General features: G+C 65.6%; 21 protein-coding genes. 13 read left to right on the forward strand and 8 right to left on the reverse strand.

The window, feature by feature from the left end:
* Positions 1–232: 232 nt before the first annotated feature.
* On the forward strand, positions 233–739 hold the full coding sequence (locus FHY18_RS15835; protein ID WP_259156760.1) for a ferritin-like domain-containing protein: 507 nt from the start codon (positions 233–235) through the stop codon (positions 737–739).
* Between the two features lie 129 nt (positions 740–868).
* Positions 869–1,768 carry a manganese catalase family protein gene (locus FHY18_RS15840; protein ID WP_259156763.1) on the forward strand — a complete coding sequence of 300 codons (900 nt, stop codon included), beginning with the start codon at positions 869–871 and terminating at the stop codon, positions 1,766–1,768.
* 100 nt (positions 1,769–1,868) lie between these two features.
* Here the strand turns inward: FHY18_RS15840 and FHY18_RS15845 are convergent, their stop codons facing one another.
* Entirely contained in the window at positions 1,869–2,114 is a 246-nt protein-coding gene (locus FHY18_RS15845) for a hypothetical protein (protein ID WP_259156766.1), read from the reverse strand.
* A complete protein-coding gene (locus FHY18_RS15850; protein WP_259156768.1) occupies positions 2,114–3,394 on the reverse strand; it encodes a sigma-54 dependent transcriptional regulator in 1,281 nt (426 codons plus the stop codon). The genes FHY18_RS15845 and FHY18_RS15850 overlap by 1 nt, the downstream gene beginning before the upstream one ends.
* 535 nt (positions 3,395–3,929) lie before the next feature.
* Here FHY18_RS15850 and FHY18_RS15855 point away from each other — a divergent pair.
* From FHY18_RS15855 to cydB, 3 genes are all read left to right on the forward strand, one after another.
* Positions 3,930–4,211, forward strand: coding sequence for a hypothetical protein (locus tag FHY18_RS15855; protein ID WP_259156769.1), 282 nt, complete (start codon positions 3,930–3,932; stop codon positions 4,209–4,211).
* A gap of 286 nt (positions 4,212–4,497) precedes the next feature.
* A complete protein-coding gene (locus tag FHY18_RS15860) occupies positions 4,498–5,907 on the forward strand; it encodes a cytochrome ubiquinol oxidase subunit I (protein WP_259156770.1) in 1,410 nt (469 codons plus the stop codon).
* Entirely contained in the window at positions 5,898–6,920 is a 1,023-nt protein-coding gene (cydB, locus tag FHY18_RS15865; RefSeq protein WP_259156771.1) for a cytochrome d ubiquinol oxidase subunit II, read from the forward strand. The genes FHY18_RS15860 and cydB overlap by 10 nt, the downstream gene beginning before the upstream one ends.
* A gap of 112 nt (positions 6,921–7,032) precedes the next feature.
* Here the strand turns inward: cydB and FHY18_RS15870 are convergent, their stop codons facing one another.
* Positions 7,033–7,218, reverse strand: a complete 186-nt coding sequence (locus tag FHY18_RS15870) for a hypothetical protein (protein ID WP_259156772.1) — start codon at positions 7,216–7,218, stop codon at positions 7,033–7,035.
* Positions 7,219–7,756: 538 nt separating this feature from the next.
* Between FHY18_RS15870 and FHY18_RS15875 the strand changes: the two genes are divergently transcribed.
* Positions 7,757–8,623 carry an SDR family oxidoreductase gene (locus FHY18_RS15875; RefSeq protein ID WP_259156773.1) on the forward strand — a complete coding sequence of 289 codons (867 nt, stop codon included), beginning with the start codon at positions 7,757–7,759 and terminating at the stop codon, positions 8,621–8,623.
* 524 nt (positions 8,624–9,147) lie between these two features.
* Here the strand turns inward: FHY18_RS15875 and FHY18_RS15880 are convergent.
* Complete coding sequence (locus FHY18_RS15880) at positions 9,148–9,780, reverse strand: DUF4142 domain-containing protein (protein ID WP_259156774.1); 633 nt, start codon at positions 9,778–9,780, stop codon at positions 9,148–9,150.
* A gap of 262 nt (positions 9,781–10,042) precedes the next feature.
* Here FHY18_RS15880 and FHY18_RS15885 point away from each other — a divergent pair, with 262 nt between their 5' ends.
* Positions 10,043–11,206 carry a zinc-dependent alcohol dehydrogenase gene (locus tag FHY18_RS15885; protein WP_259156775.1) on the forward strand — a complete coding sequence of 388 codons (1,164 nt, stop codon included), beginning with the start codon at positions 10,043–10,045 and terminating at the stop codon, positions 11,204–11,206.
* 87 nt (positions 11,207–11,293) lie between these two features.
* On the opposite strand, the gene FHY18_RS15890 is transcribed toward FHY18_RS15885, so the two are convergent.
* On the reverse strand, positions 11,294–11,452 hold the full coding sequence (locus FHY18_RS15890) for a hypothetical protein (protein WP_259156776.1): 159 nt from the start codon (positions 11,450–11,452) through the stop codon (positions 11,294–11,296).
* A 472-nt stretch (positions 11,453–11,924) separates the two neighbouring features.
* Between FHY18_RS15890 and FHY18_RS15895 the strand changes: the two genes are divergently transcribed.
* Positions 11,925–12,176 carry a YkgJ family cysteine cluster protein gene (locus tag FHY18_RS15895; RefSeq protein WP_046965021.1) on the forward strand — a complete coding sequence of 84 codons (252 nt, stop codon included), beginning with the start codon at positions 11,925–11,927 and terminating at the stop codon, positions 12,174–12,176.
* A gap of 9 nt (positions 12,177–12,185) precedes the next feature.
* Positions 12,186–12,401: a hypothetical protein gene (locus tag FHY18_RS15900; protein ID WP_259156777.1), complete on the forward strand. Its 216-nt coding sequence runs from the start codon at positions 12,186–12,188 to the stop codon at positions 12,399–12,401.
* 242 nt (positions 12,402–12,643) lie between these two features.
* Here FHY18_RS15900 and FHY18_RS15905 read toward each other — a convergent pair whose 3' ends face one another.
* The 3 genes from FHY18_RS15905 to paoC all read right to left on the reverse strand — a co-directional run bounded on the left by FHY18_RS15905 (position 12,644) and on the right by paoC (position 16,180).
* Positions 12,644–12,961, reverse strand: coding sequence for a hypothetical protein (locus FHY18_RS15905; RefSeq protein WP_259156778.1), 318 nt, complete (start codon positions 12,959–12,961; stop codon positions 12,644–12,646).
* 314 nt (positions 12,962–13,275) lie between these two features.
* Entirely contained in the window at positions 13,276–13,488 is a 213-nt protein-coding gene (locus FHY18_RS15910) for a hypothetical protein (protein ID WP_259156779.1), read from the reverse strand.
* A gap of 478 nt (positions 13,489–13,966) precedes the next feature.
* Positions 13,967–16,180 (reverse strand): aldehyde oxidoreductase molybdenum-binding subunit PaoC, encoded by a 2,214-nt coding sequence (gene paoC / locus FHY18_RS15915; protein WP_259156780.1) that lies wholly within the window; start codon positions 16,178–16,180, stop codon positions 13,967–13,969.
* 419 nt (positions 16,181–16,599) lie between these two features.
* On the opposite strand from paoC, the gene FHY18_RS15920 reads away from it, so the two are divergent.
* The 4 genes from FHY18_RS15920 to FHY18_RS15935 are packed head-to-tail and all read left to right on the forward strand — an operon-like array spanning position 16,600 to position 21,320.
* Positions 16,600–17,337, forward strand: a complete 738-nt coding sequence (locus FHY18_RS15920) for a DUF3348 domain-containing protein (RefSeq protein WP_259156781.1) — start codon at positions 16,600–16,602, stop codon at positions 17,335–17,337.
* Between the two features lie 10 nt (positions 17,338–17,347).
* The gene (locus FHY18_RS15925) at positions 17,348–20,005 is read left to right on the forward strand and encodes a DUF802 domain-containing protein (RefSeq protein WP_259156782.1); all 2,658 of its coding nucleotides are present in this window, start codon (positions 17,348–17,350) and stop codon (positions 20,003–20,005) included.
* The gene (locus FHY18_RS15930) at positions 20,002–20,667 is read left to right on the forward strand and encodes an OmpA family protein (RefSeq protein ID WP_259156783.1); all 666 of its coding nucleotides are present in this window, start codon (positions 20,002–20,004) and stop codon (positions 20,665–20,667) included. Before FHY18_RS15925 ends, FHY18_RS15930 begins: the two co-directional genes overlap by 4 nt.
* Positions 20,664–21,320 (forward strand): DUF2894 domain-containing protein, encoded by a 657-nt coding sequence (locus FHY18_RS15935; RefSeq protein ID WP_259156784.1) that lies wholly within the window; start codon positions 20,664–20,666, stop codon positions 21,318–21,320. The genes FHY18_RS15930 and FHY18_RS15935 overlap by 4 nt, the downstream gene beginning before the upstream one ends.
* Positions 21,321–21,444 lie beyond the last annotated feature (124 nt).

Raw genomic sequence — 21,444 nt, forward strand, 5'->3', positions numbered from 1 at the left:
CACAGGTCGTTCTCGCACCGGGATCACCCTACCCACCGATAGCGCTAACACTCGCAGGACTAGCTTGGCGATCACGCGGTAACGGCCTGACGCCAGCTCGCCATCCCACCCGGAGCTCGCGCGCCAGGAAGCAATCGTGCTCGCGTTGTATCGAACGCGAACAACCAGAACGCGTCGCCGCCCAGCGGTGATCGCCACGTTTCAAACCTCTGACCAACACCAGGAACCACCCATGCCGATCAAGACTGTCGAAGAACTCTTCATCCACGAGCTGTCGGATATCTACAGCGCCGAAAAGCAGCTGACCAAGTCGCTGCCGCGCCTGGCACGTGCGGCGACCGAACCGAAATTGAAAAGCGCCTTCGAAACCCATCTGGAAGAAACCCTGGGCCAGATCGAACGCATCGACCAAGTGGTCGATGTGCTGGGCATCAAGCTCAAGCGCATCAAGTGCGCGGCAATGGAAGGCCTGGTCGAGGAAAGCCGCGAGGTCATCGAAGAAATCGAAGCAGGCCCGGTCCGCGATGCCGCGCTGATCGGCGGGGCGCAGAAGGTGGAGCATTACGAAATCGCCTCCTACGGCACCATCGCGGCGATGGCCAGGCAACTCGGATATGCCGATGCACTGCCGCTGCTGCTGGCAACGCTTGAAGAAGAAAAAGCCACCGATGAAAAACTGACCCTGCTGGCAGAGCAAGGCGGCAACCAGAAGGCAGCCAAGGCCAGCAAGGCCGCCTGATCCACTGCGCAGGATGTACCGCCCAGCCCAGGCCCGCAGCCATGCGGGCCTTTTTTAAAGCCAACGCCTTACGTGTCTGCACGCCCGCAAAGGCGGCGTAGTCGCAGGGTGCCAGCCAAGGAATACTTCATGTTCATGCATAACAAGCGTTTGATGTACACCGTCCGCGTCGCCGCGCCCAATCCGGAGCTGGCCACGCTGATGCTCGAGCAGTTCGGCGGCCCGCAAGGCGAGCTTGCCGCCGCGATGCGCTACTTCACCCAGGCATTGGGCGAAAGCGATCCTGGCCGCAAGGACTTGTTGTTCGATATCGCCACCGAAGAACTCAGCCATCTGGAGATCATCGGTTCGATCATCGCCATGCTCAATCAGGGACCGAAAGCGGTGCTGTCCGAGGGCATGGAAGAGGCCATGGACATGCGCAGCATGACCCAGAACAGTACCAGCCATACCCAGCAGATCCTGTATGGCGGCGGGCCGGCGCTGGTGAACTCGGCCGGCACGCCGTGGACGGCTGCGTATGTGGATTCGATCGGCTGTCCGACCGCCGACATGCGCTCCAACATCGCCGCCGAGGCGCGTGCCAAGCTGGTCTACGAGCGCTTGATCACCGTCACCAGCGACCCCGGCATTGTCGATGCCTTGCGCTTTCTGATGACACGCGAAGTGGCGCATCAGAAGTCGTTTGAAAAGGCGCTGTATGCGATCGAGCCGAACTTCCCGCCGGGCAAGCTGCCGGGCGATCCGCGTTTCACCGATATCTACTACAACATGTCCCAAGGCGAAGGCGACATGGTCGGCCCATGGAATTCCGGCGAGCAGTGGGAGATGGTGGCCGACCGCGACGAACAGGCTTGCGTGGATGGCGGCGACGGCACCGCCTCGGTGGAGCTGGATGCAACCCAGGCCAGGGCGGTGGCGGCCATGTCGCAACGGCTGATGTCCAATCCAGAGTTGGACCGCGTCACCGGTGCGGATCTGGGCGCGGGCCCGGGTGCCGGTTCGACGACCGGCGACATCCAGCGCTGAATCGGGTGGGCGCCACGGCGCCCATCTTCGGTTGGCCACCGGCGCGACAACGGAGGCTGTCCGCTGCACCGACAACGGGATCCGGTTCCGGCATCCGGCGTTATCGATCCATGGCGTCCTGCGGCGGCGCATCGTCCGGGGCCTGACGTGCCTGCTCCTGCGCACGCTCCTGCTCGCCCAACTGATTGAGCAGGGCGGTCGCCGACTGATGCGCCGTGCGCAGCGTCTCCATCGGCTTGGAGGTATCGCCACGCAAGGCATACAGCGCAAAGCCCATCACGTTGAGACGGTTGCGCAGCTGATGCAGCAGCTCGCGCTGCCGCCCCTGCGATGCAGCATCGTTCACTACGCGTCCTTGTCGCTCAGTCGGTTGTGCAGTGTGCGCACGCTGATCCCCAACTCGCGTGCCGCCGCCTTCTTGTTGAAGCGCGTCCGGGCCAGGGCCGATTCGATCATGGCGTCCTCGGCCTGCCGCATGGTCCAGCCGGCCGGGATCAGCAAGCCGTCTTCAGCGGCCTGCGGCACGGTCTGCTCCACATCCGGCGCGGTCAGCAAGTCGCCGTCCGAGCGCAGATACAGGTAGTGGATGAACGAGCGCAGCTCGCGCACATTCCCGGGCCAGGTGTGATACGCCAGATAGCGCAGCAGCGACTTGGTCGGCAGCTTGCGCTTTCCGTACTTGACGTTGAGCTCGTCGATCACGCGCAGCCCCAGCACCCGCGCATCGCCGCGGCGTTCGCGCAGCGCCGGTACCTGGATCGGATACTCGTTGAGGCGGTAGAACAAATCCTCGCGCAGCACGGCATGCTCGCGCTGCACGTGCTGATGCGTGGCGGCGACGACGCGCGCATCCAGCGGAATCTCTTCGTTGCCGCCGACGCGCATGAAACTGCGCGACTCGATCGCCCGCAGCAGATAGACCTGCAGCCGCTTGGGCATCTCGCCGATCTCATCCAGAAACAGCGTGCCGTCGGCGGCCTGTTCCAGAAACCCGGCGTGCCGACGATCGGCGCCGGTGAAGCTGCCGCGTTCGTGGCCGAACAGCTGGCTGGCCAGCAACTCTTCCGGGATTGCGCCGCAGTTGACCGACACGAAGCGACCGCGACGGCCGGATACCCGGTGGATGGCGCGTGCGACCAGATCCTTGCCGGTGCCGGTTTCGCCGGTCACCAGGACATTCAGATCGGTCGGCGCCACGCGCACGATGTCCTTGCGCAGCATCACGATGCTGTCGCTGTTGCCGATGATGCCCAGGTTGCCCTGCTGCGCTTCGCGCAGGCCGCCGAGCACACGCTCCAGCCGCTCCGGCGCAAATGGCTTGGTCAGGAACTCGCTGACGCCGAACTGCTGCGCACGGCCCTGGGTTTCATGGGCATAGTCGCCCGACACCACCACGATCTGCGGGGTGTGATCCGGGTCCAAGCGTTCGATCAGATCGAAACCGCTGCCGTCGGGCAGCCCGACATCCACGACCAGCAGGTCCGGGAAGTTGCTGTCCAGCCAACGGCTGGCTTCGCCAAGGGTGTGGATGCCCTTGGCACGGAAGCCGCTATCGGTGGCCAGTTCAACCACCTGATCGCAGAACTCCACGTCGTCGTCGATGATGGCGCAGGAAAGACGGTCCATGAGCGCTTCTGTCCGCAATGACTAGTACATGTTCAGTTGATAATTGTGACGACGGCGCGAAAACGCGCCTGCGCATCACCACGAGATTGCACGCTGCAGTCACGACCATCGTGAGCCAACGGCGCCCTTCCCCCAAGTCGAGCTCGCCGTGTCATGCGTGCAGTACGCACGGCTGGCCCGGAATTTGCCAGTGCCAAGCGTCATGGTCGGGGTCGGTCGCCGTGCCGGGCATGCCGAAACGCCAAACAGTGCAAGGTTTGTAGACACTGTTGCCGCGCATTCTTGATGCGCGTCGTCGGGCCCCACGCAATGGATCAGTTCGCTTGTGCTGTTGCGTCGCAGCCGGAGTGTCCTGCACCGGCGCGAGCCGATGCCGAGTGATGCATCAGACCACTCGACAAGTGACTGGAGCGGCCTGAGGCATTATCCATGACCCGAGGCCTGCCGTGTGGAGAAGGCGTGCAGGTCATCCTCACAGCAACCTACTTTCGACGCGCAAACATTGCTCTCCCGACTTAGCCGCGCGAGGTGTCTCATGCATGCAGTTTCGGTACATCGCAGCGCCGATGTGCAAGGTGAGTTGACGTATTGGCGGGACCAGCACCGGCGTGGCCAGCTCGGCTATCACCCCTTCGATGGTATCCCCGAAGGCACGGTGCGCGCGGTCTGCGAGGCCTACAACGCGCAACCGGATCTGACCGAACCACAAGCGATCAAGGCAGTGCGCGAGGCGCTGTGCCTGACGCCGGGTTCGACCAATGCGGCCCTTGCCGACTGGCTGGCGCCACGTTGCCTGCGACACCTGCGTAGCGCGTAGCCAGCGCGCCAAGACGGGTGTCCTGGCGCAGGCACGGATGCCGGACGCAACAACGCAACGCTTCCGCGGCGGCGCAGCGACCCGTCGAGTTGAGTCCTGCTGCCGCATGCGCCCACGCTTGCGGCTGACATCATCGTGAAGCGTTAAGCGAAAACCTGAGGTGTCTCGCCTCCCCGTACTCGCACATTCGCCTCGATCCTAAGATCACCGCACGATCGTCATTCCCATCGCCAGGCCAGTGTCGCCGTAGACGCATCCTCGCGCGTTCGGCACCAGGGAGATTGCTGTGGAAGCGCTGCTGCTGTCCCGCATCCAGTTCGCCTTCGTCATTTCGTTTCATGTGCTGTTCCCCGCCTTCACCATTGGCCTGGCGAATCTGCTGGGCTTTCTGGAATGGCGTTGGCTGCGTACGCACGATGAGGGATGGAAGCAGCTGTATTTTTTCTGGTTGCGCATCTTTGCCGTGTCCTTCGGCATGGGGGTGGTCAGCGGCATCGTGATGGCCTTCCAGTTCGGCGCCAACTGGCCGGAGCTCAGCCGCATCGCCGGCGGGGTGATCGGGCCGCTGCTGAGTTACGAAGTGCTCACCGCATTCTTTCTGGAGGCGAGCTTCCTTGGCGTGATGCTGTTCGGCTGGGGCCGCGTATCGGAGAGGCTGCACTTCTTTGCGACCTGCATGGTGGCCATCGGTACGCTGGTGTCCACGTTCTGGATCCTGTCGTCCAACAGTTGGCTGCATACGCCGCAGGGCTATGCGATGGTCAACGGCATCGTGCATCCGGTGAGCTGGACGCAGATCATCCTCAATCCGTCGTTCCCCTATCGTCTGGCACACATGGCGCTGGGCTCGTTCATCACCACCTGCTTCGTGGTGGGCGGCGTGGCGGCGTACTACCTGCGCAAGGGCGTGCATCTTCCCGACGCTGCGCGCATGTTGCGGCTGTCGGTGGCCTTTGCGGCCATCGTGCTGCCCATCCAGGTCCTGGTTGGCGATCAGCATGGCCTCAACACGCTTGAACATCAGCCGCTCAAGGTGGCGGCGATGGAAGCGCACTGGCGCAGCGAGCACGCCGGTACCGGCGTGCCGCTGGTGGTGTTTGCGCTGCCCAACGCCGAGGCCGAGCGCAATGACTATGAAGTGGCGATCCCGCGGCTGGGCAGCCTGATCCTGACCCACAGCACCGACGGCGAGATCACTCCGCTGACCTCGGTGCCGCGCGATCAGCGTCCGCCGGTGGCCCCGGTGTTCTTTGCGTTCCGCATCATGGTCGGCCTGGGCATGGCGATGCTGGCGCTGTCGTGGATATCCGCCATTGCATGGTGGCGTGGCCGGCTGCATTCGAAAGCGCTGATCCTGGCCTGGAACCTGATGCTGCCGGCCGGGTTCATCGCCTTGGTCGCCGGGTGGTTCGTCACCGAGATCGGGCGACAGCCGTGGGTGGTGTATGGGCTGCTGCGCACCGCCGATGCGATGGGCCCGCAGTCGGCCGTGACCGTGGCAGTGTCGTTGCTGGTGTACGTGCTGGGCTACGCGTTCGTATTTGGCTTCGGCATTTTCTACCTCACCAAACTGGTCCGCGCCGGCCCGCACACCAGCCGCGACGGCCCGGATGTGGCCGGCGGCGAACACACCCCTGCACGCCCGTTGTCGGCCGCAGACACCGCACTGGAACAGGAGAACACACCATGGAACTGAGCCACTGGCTGCCGGTGGTGTGGTTTGGCGTCATCGGCTTTGGCGTGCTGATGTACGTGGTGCTGGATGGCTTTGTCCTGGGACTGGGCATGCTCGCGCCGTTCGCACGCGACGAACAGGAAGTGGACCTGATGATGAACACCGCTGCGCCGATCTGGGACGGCAACGAAACCTGGCTGGTACTCGGTGGCGCAGGGCTGTTTGCGGCGTTTCCGACTGCGTACGCGGTGATCCTGTCGGGGCTGTATCTGCCGGTACTGCTGATGGTGATGGCCTTGGTCTTCCGCGGCGTGGCCTTCGAGTTCCGCTTCAAGGCGCAACGCTCGCGGCGGCTGTGGACGCTGTCGTTCATCGCAGGCTCGATCCTCACCGCATTCGCGCAGGGCACCATCCTGGGCGCGCTGGTGGAAGGCATGGCACTGGAGAATGGGCGCTACGTGGGCGGGGTGTTCGGCTGGTTCAGCCCGTTTACCATGCTCACCGGTGCAGCCCTGGTGTTCGGCTATGCACTGCTCGGCAGCACCTGGTTGATCCTCAAGACCGAGGGGCGCACGCACACCCTGGCGCGTCAGCTGACCAGGCCGCTGGTGGGTGTGGTGGTGACCTTCCTGGTGCTGGTCAGCGCGTGGCTGCCGTTCCTGAGTTCGCACGTGATGGCGCGCTGGTTCGCCGATGGCAACTTCTGGTGGTTGTCGCCCATTCCGGTAGTGACCGCGGCAGTGGCACTGGCGTTGTGGCGCAGCAGCGACAGTTCACGCAGCGATGCCTCGCCATTTCTGTTGACGCTGGCGATCTTCGTGTTGGGTTTTGCCGGATTGGTGCTGGGCATGTGGCCCTACCTGGTACCGCCGAGCTACACCATCTGGCAAGCGGCCGCGCCGCCTTCGTCGCAGATCTTCCCGCTGGTCGGCCTGGTCGTGCTGTTGCCGCTGGTGCTGGGGTATACGGTGTGGTCGTATCGCGTGTTCCGCGGCAAGATCGCCGCGGATGTGGGCTACCACCATCACCATTGAGCCTAACCCAACACTGCGCCGCATCGTGTGCCGGCACGGGCTCGCAACGCGGCAGAGCACAACGCATGACGCGCGCAGCTACGGGCGTTGCCATATCGATAACTTGTGGATCTCAGCGCTTTTCCGACCCATCCGGACGTTCGTAATCGCGTTCCGGGTCGGCCTGGTTGACGTCGCGGTCCTCGTCGGGCATGTCGTGCGCCTTCCCGTGCGCATCCTCGTTGCGTCTTTCCTGCGGTGTAAACGGCTTGCTCTGATCGGAATCGGGTCCCCACGGTTTTTTCGCTTCGCTACCCATGTGCATCTCCTGCGTCGAAGGATGAGGTCACGCTAGGCAAGTGCGTATTGCAGCGGGGTGAAGGAAGCCGCGTGATTGCGTGAAGTGTCAGCATCGCGCGCCACGCCTGCCACCAGCCCTCATCCACCGGTCGCCGGCTGTGCAGCTAGCTAGCCAGCTGCAGCGTCGGCGGTCCCTGCTCGCGCAGCTGCGCGTTGTGCGCGTGGAGCCCGGCATGGATCTGACGGCCGATACAGAACAAGGTCAGCGCAAGTAGTCACAACGACCGCCGGTGACGATGCAGGAACATGCAAGGCATCGCGACGCTACGCTCGGTGTCGAATCGATCGCGTAGAAGTACATGAAGTTCGCAATGACGCGCGTGCCGATCAATGCAACACGCTCACCGAGCAGGCGGCTGAGCCAGCGATGGGTCGGCTGCCGGAACACGCGCTGCCGACATCGCCTAGCCTGGATGTTTACGCACGCGCGCCCACACTGGGTTTCAGCGCGGCACTCGCGCTTTGTACGTCCGCCAATCCAACGTCAGGAGACGACCATGCCCGTACCCAATTACCCGCGCCCGCCCTTCAAGCCGCAGCAGCAGGGCTTCCCTGGTCGCACCGAAAAGATGGACCCGCGCCCGGACCACGGCGAAGACAGCTATGTCGGCCACGGGCAATTGAAAGGCAAGCGTGCACTGATCACTGGTGGCGACAGCGGCATCGGCGCGGCCGTTGCGATCGCCTATGCACGCGAAGGTGCCGATGTGGCGATCGCCTTCCTGCCGGATGAGCAGGAAGACGCGGCCAAGATCGGTGCGCTGATCGAAAAAGCCGGGGTCAAGGCGCTGCTGGTCGGATGCGACATCAGCGACCCAAGCCAGGCCGCAGCGTTGATCGAAACGGTCAACAGTACGTTCGGCGGCCTGGATATCCTGGTCAACAACGCCGGCTATCAGAAGTATTTCGAACGCTTCGAAGACATCACGCTGGACGAGTGGCGCAAGACGTTCGACACCAACGTACATGCCGTCTTCAATCTGGTGCGACTGTCTGCACCGCTGATGACCGACGGTGGCTCCATCATCAACACCGCATCGGTGCAATCGAAGAAGCCGACGCCCAATATCCTGCCTTATGCAGCCACCAAGGGTGCCCTGGCCAATCTCACCATCGGGTTGGCCGGCGTACTGGCCGAGAAGAACATTCGCGTCAACGCGGTGCTCCCCGGCCCGATCTGGACGCCCTTCATTCCCTCGGGCATGGACGAAGAATCGGTGGAGAACTTCGGAGCGCAAACACCGATGGGGCGCCCTGGCCAACCGGTGGAATTGGCCTCTGCCTACGTCATGCTGGCGGCCGACACCGCCAGCTACACCTCGGGCACGCTGCTGACGATCTCCGGCGGCGCTGTCACGCTGTAGCACGTGTGTGATGTCCGCGCCATCCGCACGATGACGCGGACTTCTCCCTGGCCGGTGATGGCTGCCGCTTGCTTCGAACCATCCCGGCACATGCAGGTGGTAGACGAGGCTAGCGGTTTCGCTTCGCAGTGCAATCCCCCATACGACTGCACTGTGGCGGTCGGGCAGATCGCTGCAGTGCACAGTTGCGCGCCCCGCTGCAACCAATGCCATATCTCAAGCAAAAAGACAGGTAGCTTTCGCTACCTGTCCTGTCTGTGCTGCACGATAATGGTTCGACCGCAGTTGTCGTACCCAGCAAACCTGTTTCCCGTCGCTCCAACCGCCATCCTCAAGCGTCGCCTGCTATCACGACAATGCCGGCTCGGGAGCGGCCGAGGCATCGTCGCCAGCATCTGTCAGACAAGCGTGGAAGGCACGTCCGGGATCGGCACGCCGGAATCAGCGTGCACGACATGGCAGATACAGCCTTGAGCAATAATCACACCCATCCTGGCAACCGCACGTCCTTTTGTGCGCCGACCTTAGTGCGGCTGGGTCTGCTTCGCGCTGAGCGCCTTGGCGTGGTCCAGATGCTCGGCAATCGTGTCGCGCGTGCGCTGCAGCTCCTTGCCCAGGTCGCTGGATCCCGGCTCGCTACGCAATTGCGTGTCCAACAGCGCCAGGGCCTGCTCATGGCTACGCACGGCGGTTTGCAGGTACTGCTTTTCGAATGCCTGCCCATGCAATGCTTCCAGCTGGTCGCGCGCGCTCTTCGAACGCGCAAATGCGGCCTGCCCCAGCGGTCCGCTGCGGTCCGGCGCGAACCGGCTGAGGTCGGTCAATGCCGCGCTATGCGCCTCGTCCATCTTGCGGGCAAAAGCCATCAGCTCGCCGTCGACGCCTTTGACCACGGCCAGTTGCGCCAGCGTGCGTTCCTGCTCGTTGAAAATGGCCAGGGCTCCAAGCGACTGCTTGCGATCGCGCGTACCACCACTGCTATCGCGTAGTGGGTCGCCATGCGGTGGTGTGCTACCGATGGCGGCCTCCGCGCTCTGGCGGTCCTGCAGCGCGCCCCGAACGGGCTGCGTCTCGCCTGCCGAGCCTTGACTGCGCTGCCAGGCCTTGTACGCCACATAACCCACCGCGCCTGCGGTCACCATCTTGAAAAGTCCCATGCCTGTCTCCTGCGTGATCGCACATGGCGATCGTCGATTGTCGATTGTCGAGGTTGCATCACCGCATCTGACCGCATGCAAGGCGCTGCGCGTGGAGTGAGCCTGCGAGCGCAGGGGTTATCCACACGTGACATGCGCATCAACGCGGTGTCGTGGGCCGAGCGCGTGCACGCCGCACGCACGCACCGTGCTGACTGGCTTAACGCGCCGATGCAAACACTGCGCTGCGTTGCCGCAGACCGCCGGCTTTCAGGAGATCGACATGCTTGCCCTCAACTACCACGGCTCACGCGATGTGCGGGTCGAAACTGTGCCGGACCCGCTTCTGGTCGAACGCGACGACCTGATCCTGCGCGTTACCGCCACCGCCATCTGTGGTTCGGATCTACATCTGTATCGCGGCAAGATTCCGGATCTGCGTCAGGGCGATATTCTCGGCCATGAGTTCATGGGCATCGTCGAAGAGGTTGGCCCGGACGTGACGGCGGTCAAGCCGGGCGACCGCGTGGTGATTCCGTTCGTGGTGGCATGCGGGCGTTGCTTCCATTGCATGCTCCAGGAATTTTCTGCATGCGAGACCACCAATACCGGCAAGGGCGCTGCGCTGAACCACAAGGACATGCGTCCTCCGGCGGCCCTGTTTGGTTTCAGCCATCTCTATGGCGGCCTGTCCGGCGGACAGGCCGAATTTGTTCGCGTGCCCAAGGCCAACGTCGGGCCGCTGGTGGTGCCGGACGCGCTGCATGACGAACAGGTGCTGTTCCTGTCCGACATCCTGCCTACCGGGTACCAGGCGGTGATCGATGCCGGCGTCAAGCAGGGCTCCACCGTGGCGATCTTCGGCGCCGGCCCGGTGGGTCTGATGGCCGCGGCATGCTGCCGCATGCTGGGCGCAGAACGCATCTTCATGGTCGATCGGCATGCGTACCGTCTCGACTTCGCATCCAGGACCTATGGCGTGATTCCGATCAATTTCGATGAGATCGACGACCCGGCCGATGTAATCGTCTCGCAGACCGACGGCCGCGGCGTGGATGCCAGCATCGAGGCGGTGGGCTTCGAAGCCGAAGGCAGCGCGATTGAAACCGCACTCACCAACCTCAAGCTGGAAGGCAGCAGCGGTGTGGCCATTCGCCAGTGCATCGCCGCCACGCGGCGCTGCGGTGTGGTCAGCGTGCCGGGCGTGTATGCCGGCTTTATTCATGCGTTTATGCTGGGCGATGCCTTCGACAAGGGGCTGAGCTTCAAGATGGGTCAGACGCATGTGCAAAAACACATGCCGTATCTGCTGGAGCGCATCGGCAACGGCGAACTCAAGCCCAATGCCATCATTTCGCACCGAATGCCGCTGGCCGATGCAGCCCAGGGCTACGCATTGTTCGACAAGAAGCAGGACGACTGCCGCAAGGTCGTATTGACGCCGTAACCGTCGCATCCCACGAGGGTGATCGACAAGGCCCGGCTGTCGACCGGGCCTTGTTGCTTTATCGCGGCCAAGCGTTCATCGCCACACTCAGTCGAGCGGTTTGGCCGGCACGAATGGCGACACCGGGTCGCTGGCGGGGAAGGTTTCTTCCACCGCTTCGTCCTGTAGCGCGTCCTGCTTCTGCTTGTCGCGGTGCTCCTGGTCGTGATCTGCAACCTGCTCGTGCATGGGCTTGGATGTATTCATGGCGGTGCTCCTGATGCGTGCGACGGACATCGCCACGCTACGGCGCGCCATCGATGGCGGAGGTGAAACCCGTCTTCGCGCCAGCGCGACAAAGGCAACGCCGCATGGCCGTGTCTGCAGGCAGGCGCTCCGCGAGCCTTGCGACACAGGCCGCCACGGTGAGGCTCCTGTATCGATCAAGCTGCCTCGCCCGGGACGCAGGCCTCCCGCGCTCCCGGCGCATCCGCGCGTTGCTGCGAGCTGGGCAGGGGCATTGCTGTCGGCAGACAGGCCGGCCATGCCATGACGCCGCCTGCAATTGCCACCGCACGTGATCGGGACAGGGCCTGCGGGCGCCGGTTCACATCCGCGCGCGCGCAGGGTGTATGGTGGAGTTGCGGCCGGAGACCGGTGTCGCCTTCACTCCCATCTGGCCTTTTCCATCAAGACTCTCTGCGAACGCTGCGACGCCGTCTGTTGCCGGCTCACCGTCATGGTCGATCCATCCGACCGCATCCCCCAGCACCTGACCAGCGTGACGCCGCAAGGCTGGCACGTGATGGCGCGCGATGAGGAAGGCTGGTGCGTGGCCCTCGATTCGGCACGCATGTGCTGCTCGATCTATGAAACGCGTCCGGCGATTTGTCGGCGTTTCGTCATGTCCGGGCCGTATTGCCGCGACGTGCGTGCCACCTACGACGATCAACGCCGGCGGGGCATCCCCTTGACGCTCTACAACGCATGAGGATTCGCGATGAATAACTCCCGCCGCCAGTCGATGACCGTCAGCAATCAACCAGGCAAGCCGCGCTTGTCCGAACAGCGCCTGGCCGCCGACCTGGAAGCGTTTCAGCAATCCGGTGGCGCGATCGAACGCCTGGGCGATACACCGCTGCGTCGCGACAAGAAACGCGGTGCGCCCGACACTGCCGTGGTGACGCCCGCCAAGGCGCCCGACGTCGGGGAGTAAACCGCTGCCGGCACGCGCGCCGGGCTTTCAGCCTGCGCTCGCGTTTGCCCTGAATGCGGCAGCCGCGTTGCGAGCGGCATCAGGCCACTTCTGACCTCATGCATCGACCGCCTCCTGCGTAGTTCGCTTTGCCCGCTGCGCGCAATCGATCGATGGCCATCCGCTGTGCCGTGCCACGCGCCAGCAGTTGGTCGCATGGGTCCACTGACGCAGGACATCGCGATTCGACCGCATGTACCGCGTCAGGCAAGCGCCGCTTGCGCGCAGCCGTCGTGCACATCACCGCCCTCGCCGGTTGCCGCTTGCTGCCGACGTGTCGCCAGATAGGCACGCCATTGCGCACCCAGCGCGGCACACAGCGCATCGGCCGCCAGCGACCCATACACGCACGCCAGGTTGAGCTCACGGTGCCAGTGAATGCCGGATTGGCCGCCCGGCCAGGGCGTCATGCGATACCCCGCCGGCAGCATCACGCCAGGCAATGACGTGCCACACAGCATCTGCCCATCGTGCGGGCCACCGATCAGATGCACACGCACGCCTTCGACTGTTTCGCTCACAGACCTAGCTCCTCAACGAGGTGCCGGATCAACGCATCCGGCACGGGGTTGGGGGCGCCGCTGCAATGGCGGGCAACGCAGGTGCGTCGCATCTCCAATGCCCAGCGCATTGCGATAGCGCCCCGACCGACACTGCCTGATCGGCGAAGATCACGCCGTGCCATCGATGCGCCAACCGTAAAGTGCGCGCAGCAGATGTGCGTGAAAACACCAGAAAGATTGGGTGAGCGCGCAGTCCTCGCGCATGCGACGGAGACGTGGAACGCAGCGCGCGGTAGCAGCAGCCGCATGCCAGCACAGACTGCGCAAGGCGGTTACAGCAGCTGCGCGCGATCGATTGCGCCCAATCCCTGTGCCAGCGAGGCCATTTCGTTGGCCAGATTGATCAGGTTGCCGCCGGCGTGAGCCGCCACGCCCATGATGCGCTGGTAGGCGTCCCAGAAGTCCGGTCCACTGCCGTAGGCATCGTGGAACCCTTGCAGCTCCAAGACCAGCAGATCGGACACTTGCATGTCGGAGTGGTCCATCGCGTTCCTCGTTGGGGATTTTCCCGGCGGGCAGCTTATACCCGTTCACCTTACAGAACAGCGGCGATTCGGCGACAGCGGCCGGTCACCTGAACTGGTTAGAGAGCTGCCCGCACAAGCAGTTGGATCGGTGCGCCCAACGCATCCGGGCCATTCGACTACCGCTGTCTTGTGCTGCAGATATCGCTGCACCGCGCCCTCTTCTGGTCGCGCTCGGCAGCGCGCGACCATCGGCGTGCTGTCAGAGGCGCGTATGCCATCCGATCTGGCGTTGGCCGGACTGCATGGGTGTCGATACGGAAACTGCCGATCGATGTCAGCTGCGCCCACGGCGCACGCACACCCTCTGCCGCATGGACGCATTGGCTGCAGCCTGATCCATCGCCAGCATCGTCAGCCCGGCATGCGACCCGCTTGCCGACGTCGCTGGCCCCGCTGGACGCAATGGCCCGGGCCGCACCGCCGGCGTTTCCGGCGCCTACACCGCCCTGCGTGGCAGCCGCGCCAGCAGCTTGTCCAGGGTGATCGGATAGTCGCGCACGCGGATGCCGGTGGCGTTGTAGACCGCATTGGCCAGCGCCGGCGCCACGCCGGTCAACCCCAGCTCGCCCACGCCCTTGGCCTTCAGCGGCGACATGGTGGGGTCCACCTCGTCGATGAAATGCGCTTCCAGGTGCGGGATATCCGCATGCACCGGCACCTCGTACCCGGCCAGGTCGTGATTGACGAACAGGCCCAGCCGCGTGTCCACCGCCATCTCTTCCATCAACGCCGCACCCACGCCCATCACCATGCCGCCGATCACCTGACTGCGCGCGGTCTTGGGGTTGAGGATGCGCCCGGCCGCGCAGACCGCCAGCAACCGGCGCACGCGAATTTCTCCGGTATCGGCGTCTATCGCCACCTGCGCAAAGTGCGCGCCGAAGGTCTGCTGCGCGTAGCGCTGCTTGAGCGTGCCGTACTCCATGGCGTCCTCGGCCACCAGCTCGCCGTGCTCGGCCGCCTGCGCCAGCGGAATGGCGCGCGCGCCCACCTGCACCATCCCATCGGCAAAGCGGGCCTGGTCGGCGGCAATACCCAGGCGCTGCGCAACCGTCTCGCGCAGCTGCATGCAGGCGGCATACACGCCGGCGGTCACCGAGGCGGCGCCCTGCTGCCCGCCCGAGCCGGGCGTCTGCGGAAAGCTGGAATCGCCCAGCCGCACCACCACCTGCTGCAGCGGCACACCGAGCAGTTCGGCCGCGGTCTGCGCCACGATGGTGTAGCTGCCGGTACCGATATCGGTCATGTCGGTTTCGATCGTCAGCGTGCCGCTGCGGTCCAGCCGCGCACGCGCACCGGCCTTGGCAATCGGCGCGCCGCGAATGGCGCTGGCCATGCCCATGCCGATCAGCCAACGCCCGTCGCGCACGCTGGCCGGGGTGGGATTGCGTTGCGACCAACCGAAGCGTTGCGCGCCGCTGCGCAGGCAGGCCACGAACGGCCGCGTGGAGAACCGGCGCTGCGGTTGCTCCGGGTCCACCTGGGTGTCGTTGACGATGCGCAGCTGCACCGGGTCCATGCCCAGGCGTTCGGCCAGTTCGTCCATGGCCACTTCCAGCGCCATCATCCCCGGCGCTTCGCCGGGCGCGCGCATGGCGTTGCCTTCGGCCAGATCCAGCACTGCCAACCGCACGCAGGTCATCCGGTTGGCACCGGCATACAGCGCGCGGGTGGACAAGGTGGTCGGCTCGCTGCGACCGCCACGCAGATTGCCCGACCAGCTCTCATGGGCGATCGCGGTCAGCCGCCCGTCGGCCGTGGCACCCAGGCGCAGGCGCTGGATGGTGGCGGGCCGATGGATGGTGCTGTTGAACATCAACGGGCGCTGCAGGGCCAGCTTGACCGGTCGCGCGGTGATGCGTGCGGCCAGCGCGGCCAGCACCAGGTCCGCCTGCGCGGTGCCCTTGCCGCCGAAGCCGCCGCCAATGAACGGCGACAGCAGCCGGATACGCTCCTTCGGCACGCCGAGCGCCTTGCCCAGGTCGCGTGTGCCCCAGTTCATCTGCTGGATGGCGGTGTGGCAGATCAGCTGATCGCCTTCCCAGCGCGCGATGGTGGCGTGCGGCTCCAGCATCGCGTGCGCCTGGTCGGGGGTGCGGTAAGTGGCATCCACGGTGAACGGTGCGGCGGCATAGGCGGCGGCGAAATCGCCTTGCGCAGTCTGTGGCGGTCCACCGAACGGGGCCTGCGGCGCCACCGGAGCGCTGGCCTGCTGGGCGGCCAGGTCGTACTGCCCACGCTCGCGCGCATAGCGCACCCGCACCAGCGCCGCGCCGGCACGGGCCTGCTCGAAGGTCTCCGCCACCACCACTGCCACCGCCTGGTGGTAGTGGTCCACCTGCGGCGCGGCCAGAAACCGCTGCACATAGAACTCGCCGGTGCCCAGCGTGGGCACGTTCTGGTAGGTGAGCACGGCGATCACCCCGGCTGCCGCCAGTGCGGCGGCGGTATCCAGCGCAGTGATGCGGCCCTTGCCGATCGCCGCGCCGACCAGATAGCCATACGCCATCTGCCCGGGCTGGTCGTGCCATTCGTATGCGTAGCGCGCCTGCCCGGTCACCTTGAGCGGCCCGTCCACGCGGTCGACCGGCTGGCCAAGCACCTTGAGTCGGTCGCTGGGGTTGCTGCCTGCGGGGGTGTCGAACTTCATGCGGATGCCTCCTCGAAGAATGCGGGCGGACGGCGCGTGTCGGGGCATCTCGGCCGTGACGCCAGACCCCGGCCCCGGCGATCGCCCATGCCGGCGGTGCGTATCGGTTGTAGCAAACCCCGGCGCCGTGCGATGCCACGCAGGCGGCATGCGCTCATGAAACCTGCTCACGAATCGGCGCAAGCGCAGGCACCGCGGGCGATTCACCTTGCCGCACCTGCTTGCCGCACCTGCGCGACCTTGGCGCGGGCCGCCTCGCTGCCGACGCTCCGGCTCGCCAACCGTCCCGCCCCCTACTGCCCCAGGCTCCACCAGTCCCGCCCCACCATGAACGTCACCAGCCACCGCAGCGCCCGCCCCGCCACACCGGCAGACCCGCTGTCATTCCCGTGTAAAATGCGCGGTCTTTGACCGGAACAATGGCGAAGTCTGCTCCACGGGCGCCCCTCTCGGGCCCGGCGTTCATTCGCCTGCTCGCACGCCTCAGCGATGTCCGCGTCGCCCAGTCCAACCATGCGCTGGCCGACCGGCTGAGCCAGTGGATCGACTGGACACGCGCGGTGGCCGTGTCCAAGGCGCTGGATGGCAAGTTGCCCGACATCGACGACCTTCCAGAACCGCGTCCGCTCGATGCCGAAGCCTGCGCCCGCGTGCGCGCCGGCCTGGCGACCAGCAGCGTGGCCGATCTGGATGCGCTGGTCGCGCGGCTGCGCAGCCAGGCAGGTGACGCCACCGACACGGATGCAGCGCCGCCGGCGCCCGACTACGCACCGTTCCGGCAGCATTACCTGGCGATGCAGCGTGCCATGCGCACTGCCACCGGCGATCTGCGCGGGCGGCTGCGCGACCTGCTGACGCTGGCGTCCGGCGACATGGCACGGCTGGCCGAAGTGGATGCAGTGATGGAGCTGACCCTGAGCCCACGCGAGCAAAGCTTGTTGAACACCGTGCCAGGCCTGCTGGGCACGCATTTCGAACGCCTGCGCGAGGCCGCGTACGCGCACGGCGCGCCAACCGAGCAGGAGATCGCGCCGCGCGCGGTGTCCGATGGTTGGCTGGATGTATTTCGCAAAGACATGCAGAGCGTGTTGCTCGCCGAACTGGATGTTCGTTTTCACCCGATCGAAGGCCTGCTTGCAGCGCTTCGTACCCGCTAACTGGGACGTCATGTTCAAAACTCTTGTACACGTGTGTGTGTTTCTCGTCGGCCTGTTGGCGGTTTGCTGGGTCGGGTTCGGCTATCTGGGCAACAACCCGCTGGGCGCGTGCGTCGCAGCGGTGATCGGCGCGTGTTACCTCGCCGGTGCGCTGGAGCTGTATCGCTACCGCCAGGCCAGCGCCACCCTGGACAGCGCAGTGACCGGGCTCACCGCTGCGCCATCGGCGCTGGACGCGTGGCTGGAGCAGTTGCACCCGAGCCTGCGCAATGCGGTGCGTCTGCGCATCCAGGGTGCGCGTGTGGCGTTGCCGGCCCCTGTGCTGACGCCGTATCTGGTCGGTCTGCTGGTGCTGCTGGGCATGCTCGGCACCCTGCTCGGCATGATGGCCACGCTCAAGGGCACCGGGTTTGCGCTGCAAAGCGCCACCGACCTGCAGGCCATTCGCGGTTCGCTGGCCGCACCGGTGGAAGGGTTGGCATTCGCCTTCGGCACCTCCATCGCCGGCGTCGCCACCTCGGCCATGCTGGGCCTGTTGTCGGCGCTGTGCCGCCGCGAGCGGCTGCAGGCCACGCAGCGGCTGGATCTGAAGATCGCATCCGAGTTGCACACGCACTCGGATGCGCACCAACGCAGCGAGGCGTTCAAGCTGCAGCAGCAACAAAGCACATTGATGCCGGCGCTGATCGATCGCCTGCAGGCCTTGATGGGCAGCATCGAGCAGCAGAGCATCGCCGCCGACGCACGTCTGGCCACGCAGCAGGCCGAGTTCCACGCCAGGACCGAAGCGGCGTATGCGCGGCTGGCCACCTCGATGGAGCAATCGCTGCAGGCCGGCGTCGCAGAGAGTGCGCGCGCGGTTGGCGCGGCGTTGCAGCCGGCGATGGAGGCCACCATGGCCAGCATCGCGCGCGACACCGCCGCGCTGCACGCACAGCTCACCCAGGCCCTGCAGCAGCAGCTGGACGGCATCAGCAGCGGGTTCGATCGCAGTGCCAGCAGCGCCGCGCAACAATGGACCACCGCGCTCACCGCGCAGGAACACGCACAGCAGGCGCTCAGCACGCAGCTGCAAACCACGCTGGAGCAGATCGCCCAGCACACCGCTGGATTGCAGGAGCGCGTGAGCACCGCGGTGCAGCAGCAACTGCATGGGCTCGACGCCGGCTTCAAGGACAGCGCACGCCTTGCGGCCGAGCACTGGCAGGCGGCGCTGGCCGCACAGGAGCGCGCGCAGCAGGCGCTCAGCGAGCAGATACAGGCCATGCTGGCGCAGGTCGAGCAACGCAGCAGCGCCCTGCAGGACAGCGTCGGCACCGCCGTGCAGCAGCAATTGCATGCACTGGATGAGGGCTTTGCGCGCAGCACCGCCGCCAACGCCGAGACCTGGGCATCGGTGCTTGCCGAACAACAACGCGCCACCCACTCGCTCGGCACGCAGTTGCAGGCCACGCTGGAACAGCTGGCCCAGCAGACCACCGCCTTGCAGCACGGCGTGCAAGAGGCGGTGCAACAGCAGCTGGACGGGGTGACCAGCGGATTGGAGGCCAGCACCGCCGCCACCGCCGCCAGCTGGACCGCTGCGGTGGCCGAACAGCAACGCGCCAACCACACCCTCACCCACGACCTGCAGAACGCACTGACACAGTTCGCCAGCACCTTCGATGCGCGCTCCAACGCGCTGGTGGATGCGGTGTCCAGGCGCATGGAGCAATCCAGCAGCGAAACCGCCACTGCCTGGAGCGACGCGCTCGCACAGCAGCAACACGCCAGCGCCGCGTTGGCCACCCAGCACCAGGATGCGCTGGCCGCGGCAACCGCCAGCTTCGACACGCATGCCGCAGGCCTGGTCGACACCCTGCAGCAATCGCATGCCGAGCTGCAGGCCGCACTGGAAGCGCGCGATGCACAGCGTCTTGCCCTGTGGAGCGAGCGCTTTGCCGCGATGAGCGCCACCTTGGCCGCGCAATGGGAACAGACCGGCGAACGCGTCACCCGGCAACAACAGGCCATCTGCGACACCCTGGCCACGACGGCCGGCGAACTGTCCACCCAGGCGCAGGCGCAGACCAGCGCCACGATTGCCGAGATCTCGCGCCTGATGCAGATCGCCTCCGAAGCTCCCAAGGCCGCGGCCGATGTGGTGGCCGAGCTGCGCCAGAACCTTTCCGAAAGCATGGTGCGCGACACCGCCATGCTGGAAGAACGCAGCCGCCTGCTGGCCACGCTGGATACCTTGCTCAACGCGGTCAATCACGCCTCCACCGAACAACGCCAAGCCGTCGACGCACTGGTCACCACCTCGGCGGACCTGCTGCAACGTGTGGGCAGCCAGCTCACCGAACAGATCGGCAGCGAAACCGGCAAGCTCGGCGCGGTGGCCGCGCACGTCAGCGGCAGCGCGGTGGAAGTGGCCAGCCTGGGCGAAGCCTTCGGCATGGCGGTGCAGATGTTCAGCACCTCCACCGGCGAGCTCAACGAACGCCTGCAACACGTGGCCACCGCGCTGGATGCGTCGCTGGCACGCAGCGACGACCAGCTGGCGTATTACGTGGCGCAGGCGCGTGAGGTGGTCGACCTCAGCATGCTGTCGCAGAAGCAGATCATCGAAGAACTGCGTCAGCTCGATGGCCAGCGTCGCGATGCTGGCGCAGCGGAGCCGGCATGAGCGACGAGATCGAAAGCGACGGCGAATCGGGCACGCCGATCTGGGCCGCATTCGGCGACCTGATGTCAGTGCTGCTGGGCGCATTCGTGCTGATCCTGGTCGGGGTGATCGGCGTGCAGCTGCAGCTGTCCAGCCGTCTGGATCAGGAGGTCAAACAACGCCAAGCAGAGGCGCAGCGCCGCAAGACGCTGGAACAGGCGCTGGCCGCACCGCTGGCCGCCGGCCGCGTGACGTTGGTCGATGGCCGCATCGGCATTCGCGGCAACGTGCTGTTTGCATTCAATTCCGATGAGCTGCAGCCGGAAGGACGCGAGGTGTTGAAGTCGCTCGCTGCGCCTTTGGCGCAGTACCTGAGCGCACGCGAGGAACTGCTGATGGTCAGCGGGTTTACCGACGACCGCCCGGTGCTGGGCGGCAACCGCCGTTATGCCGACAACTGGGAGCTGTCCGCGCAGCGCGCGCTCACCGTGACCCGCGCGCTGATCGCCGAGGGCGTGCCGGCCGCATCGGTGTTCGCTGCGGCGTTCGGCTCGCAGCAACCGGTGGATTCCAACGCTGACGAGGCGCGCCGCGCCAAGAATCGCCGGGTGGAAATCGCACCGATCGCACGCCCGTCCGGCGCGCAGCGCACGGCCCCCGCGCAGGCCGCCGCCACACGATGAGCACCCCGGCTTCCGCACGCGCGCGCCTGGAACGTTGGCGCAGCCAGGGCGCCGACCGGCTGGACCCGGTGCGCTTCCATCTGATGCAGACGCTGGCGACGCGTGCCGAAACGCAGGCCGACGCGGTACGTGCGGTGCTGGAAGAAAAGCTTGCCGGCCTGGTCGATGCGTATGCGGCCACCATCAAGGAAACTGCGCGTGGTACGCGTGCCGGCGTCGCATCGCCCGCAGTGCAGCGCAGCCCGCTCGGCGCCCTGACCGATCAGCTGGCAGGCCACGCCGCGCTGATGGAAGTGGACAGCAGAAAGACCGCGGCCGCCGATACGCAGCTGTTTCCGGAGCTGCCGGCGCTTGACGATTTTCGTCGTACCTGGACCACCGTACGCACCGCCAGCCAGGTGCGTCAGTCGCTGCAGGACGCGCCCAAGGATGCCGGGCCACTCAATTCCAGCGTGCTGGTGCATCGCTGCATCTCCTTGATGCGCGAGCGCTCGCCCGGCTATCTGCAGCACTTCCTCGGCTATGTCGATGCGTTGTCGTGGCTGGAGCAGATGCAGCACGGCGGCGTACTGGCCGACGAAACGGCCGCACCGCTGGCCGCTGGCAAGAAGCGCAGCCGTAGCGGCACATCGAAGCGGCGTGGCACTGGGTGATTGCGGGCGCGCGTAGCAGTCGGTGCAGGCGATACTTGCGACCGCAGCGCGTCATGCGATGCATATGACTCAGCGCCAGAAGCTGTTGCTCGATGCGCTGACCCTTCGACGTGTATGGCTGATG

This window comes from Xanthomonas sp. 3793, from assembly GCF_024806835.1.
In the GTDB taxonomy this organism is placed as follows: Bacteria; Pseudomonadota; Gammaproteobacteria; order Xanthomonadales; family Xanthomonadaceae; genus Xanthomonas; species Xanthomonas arboricola_F.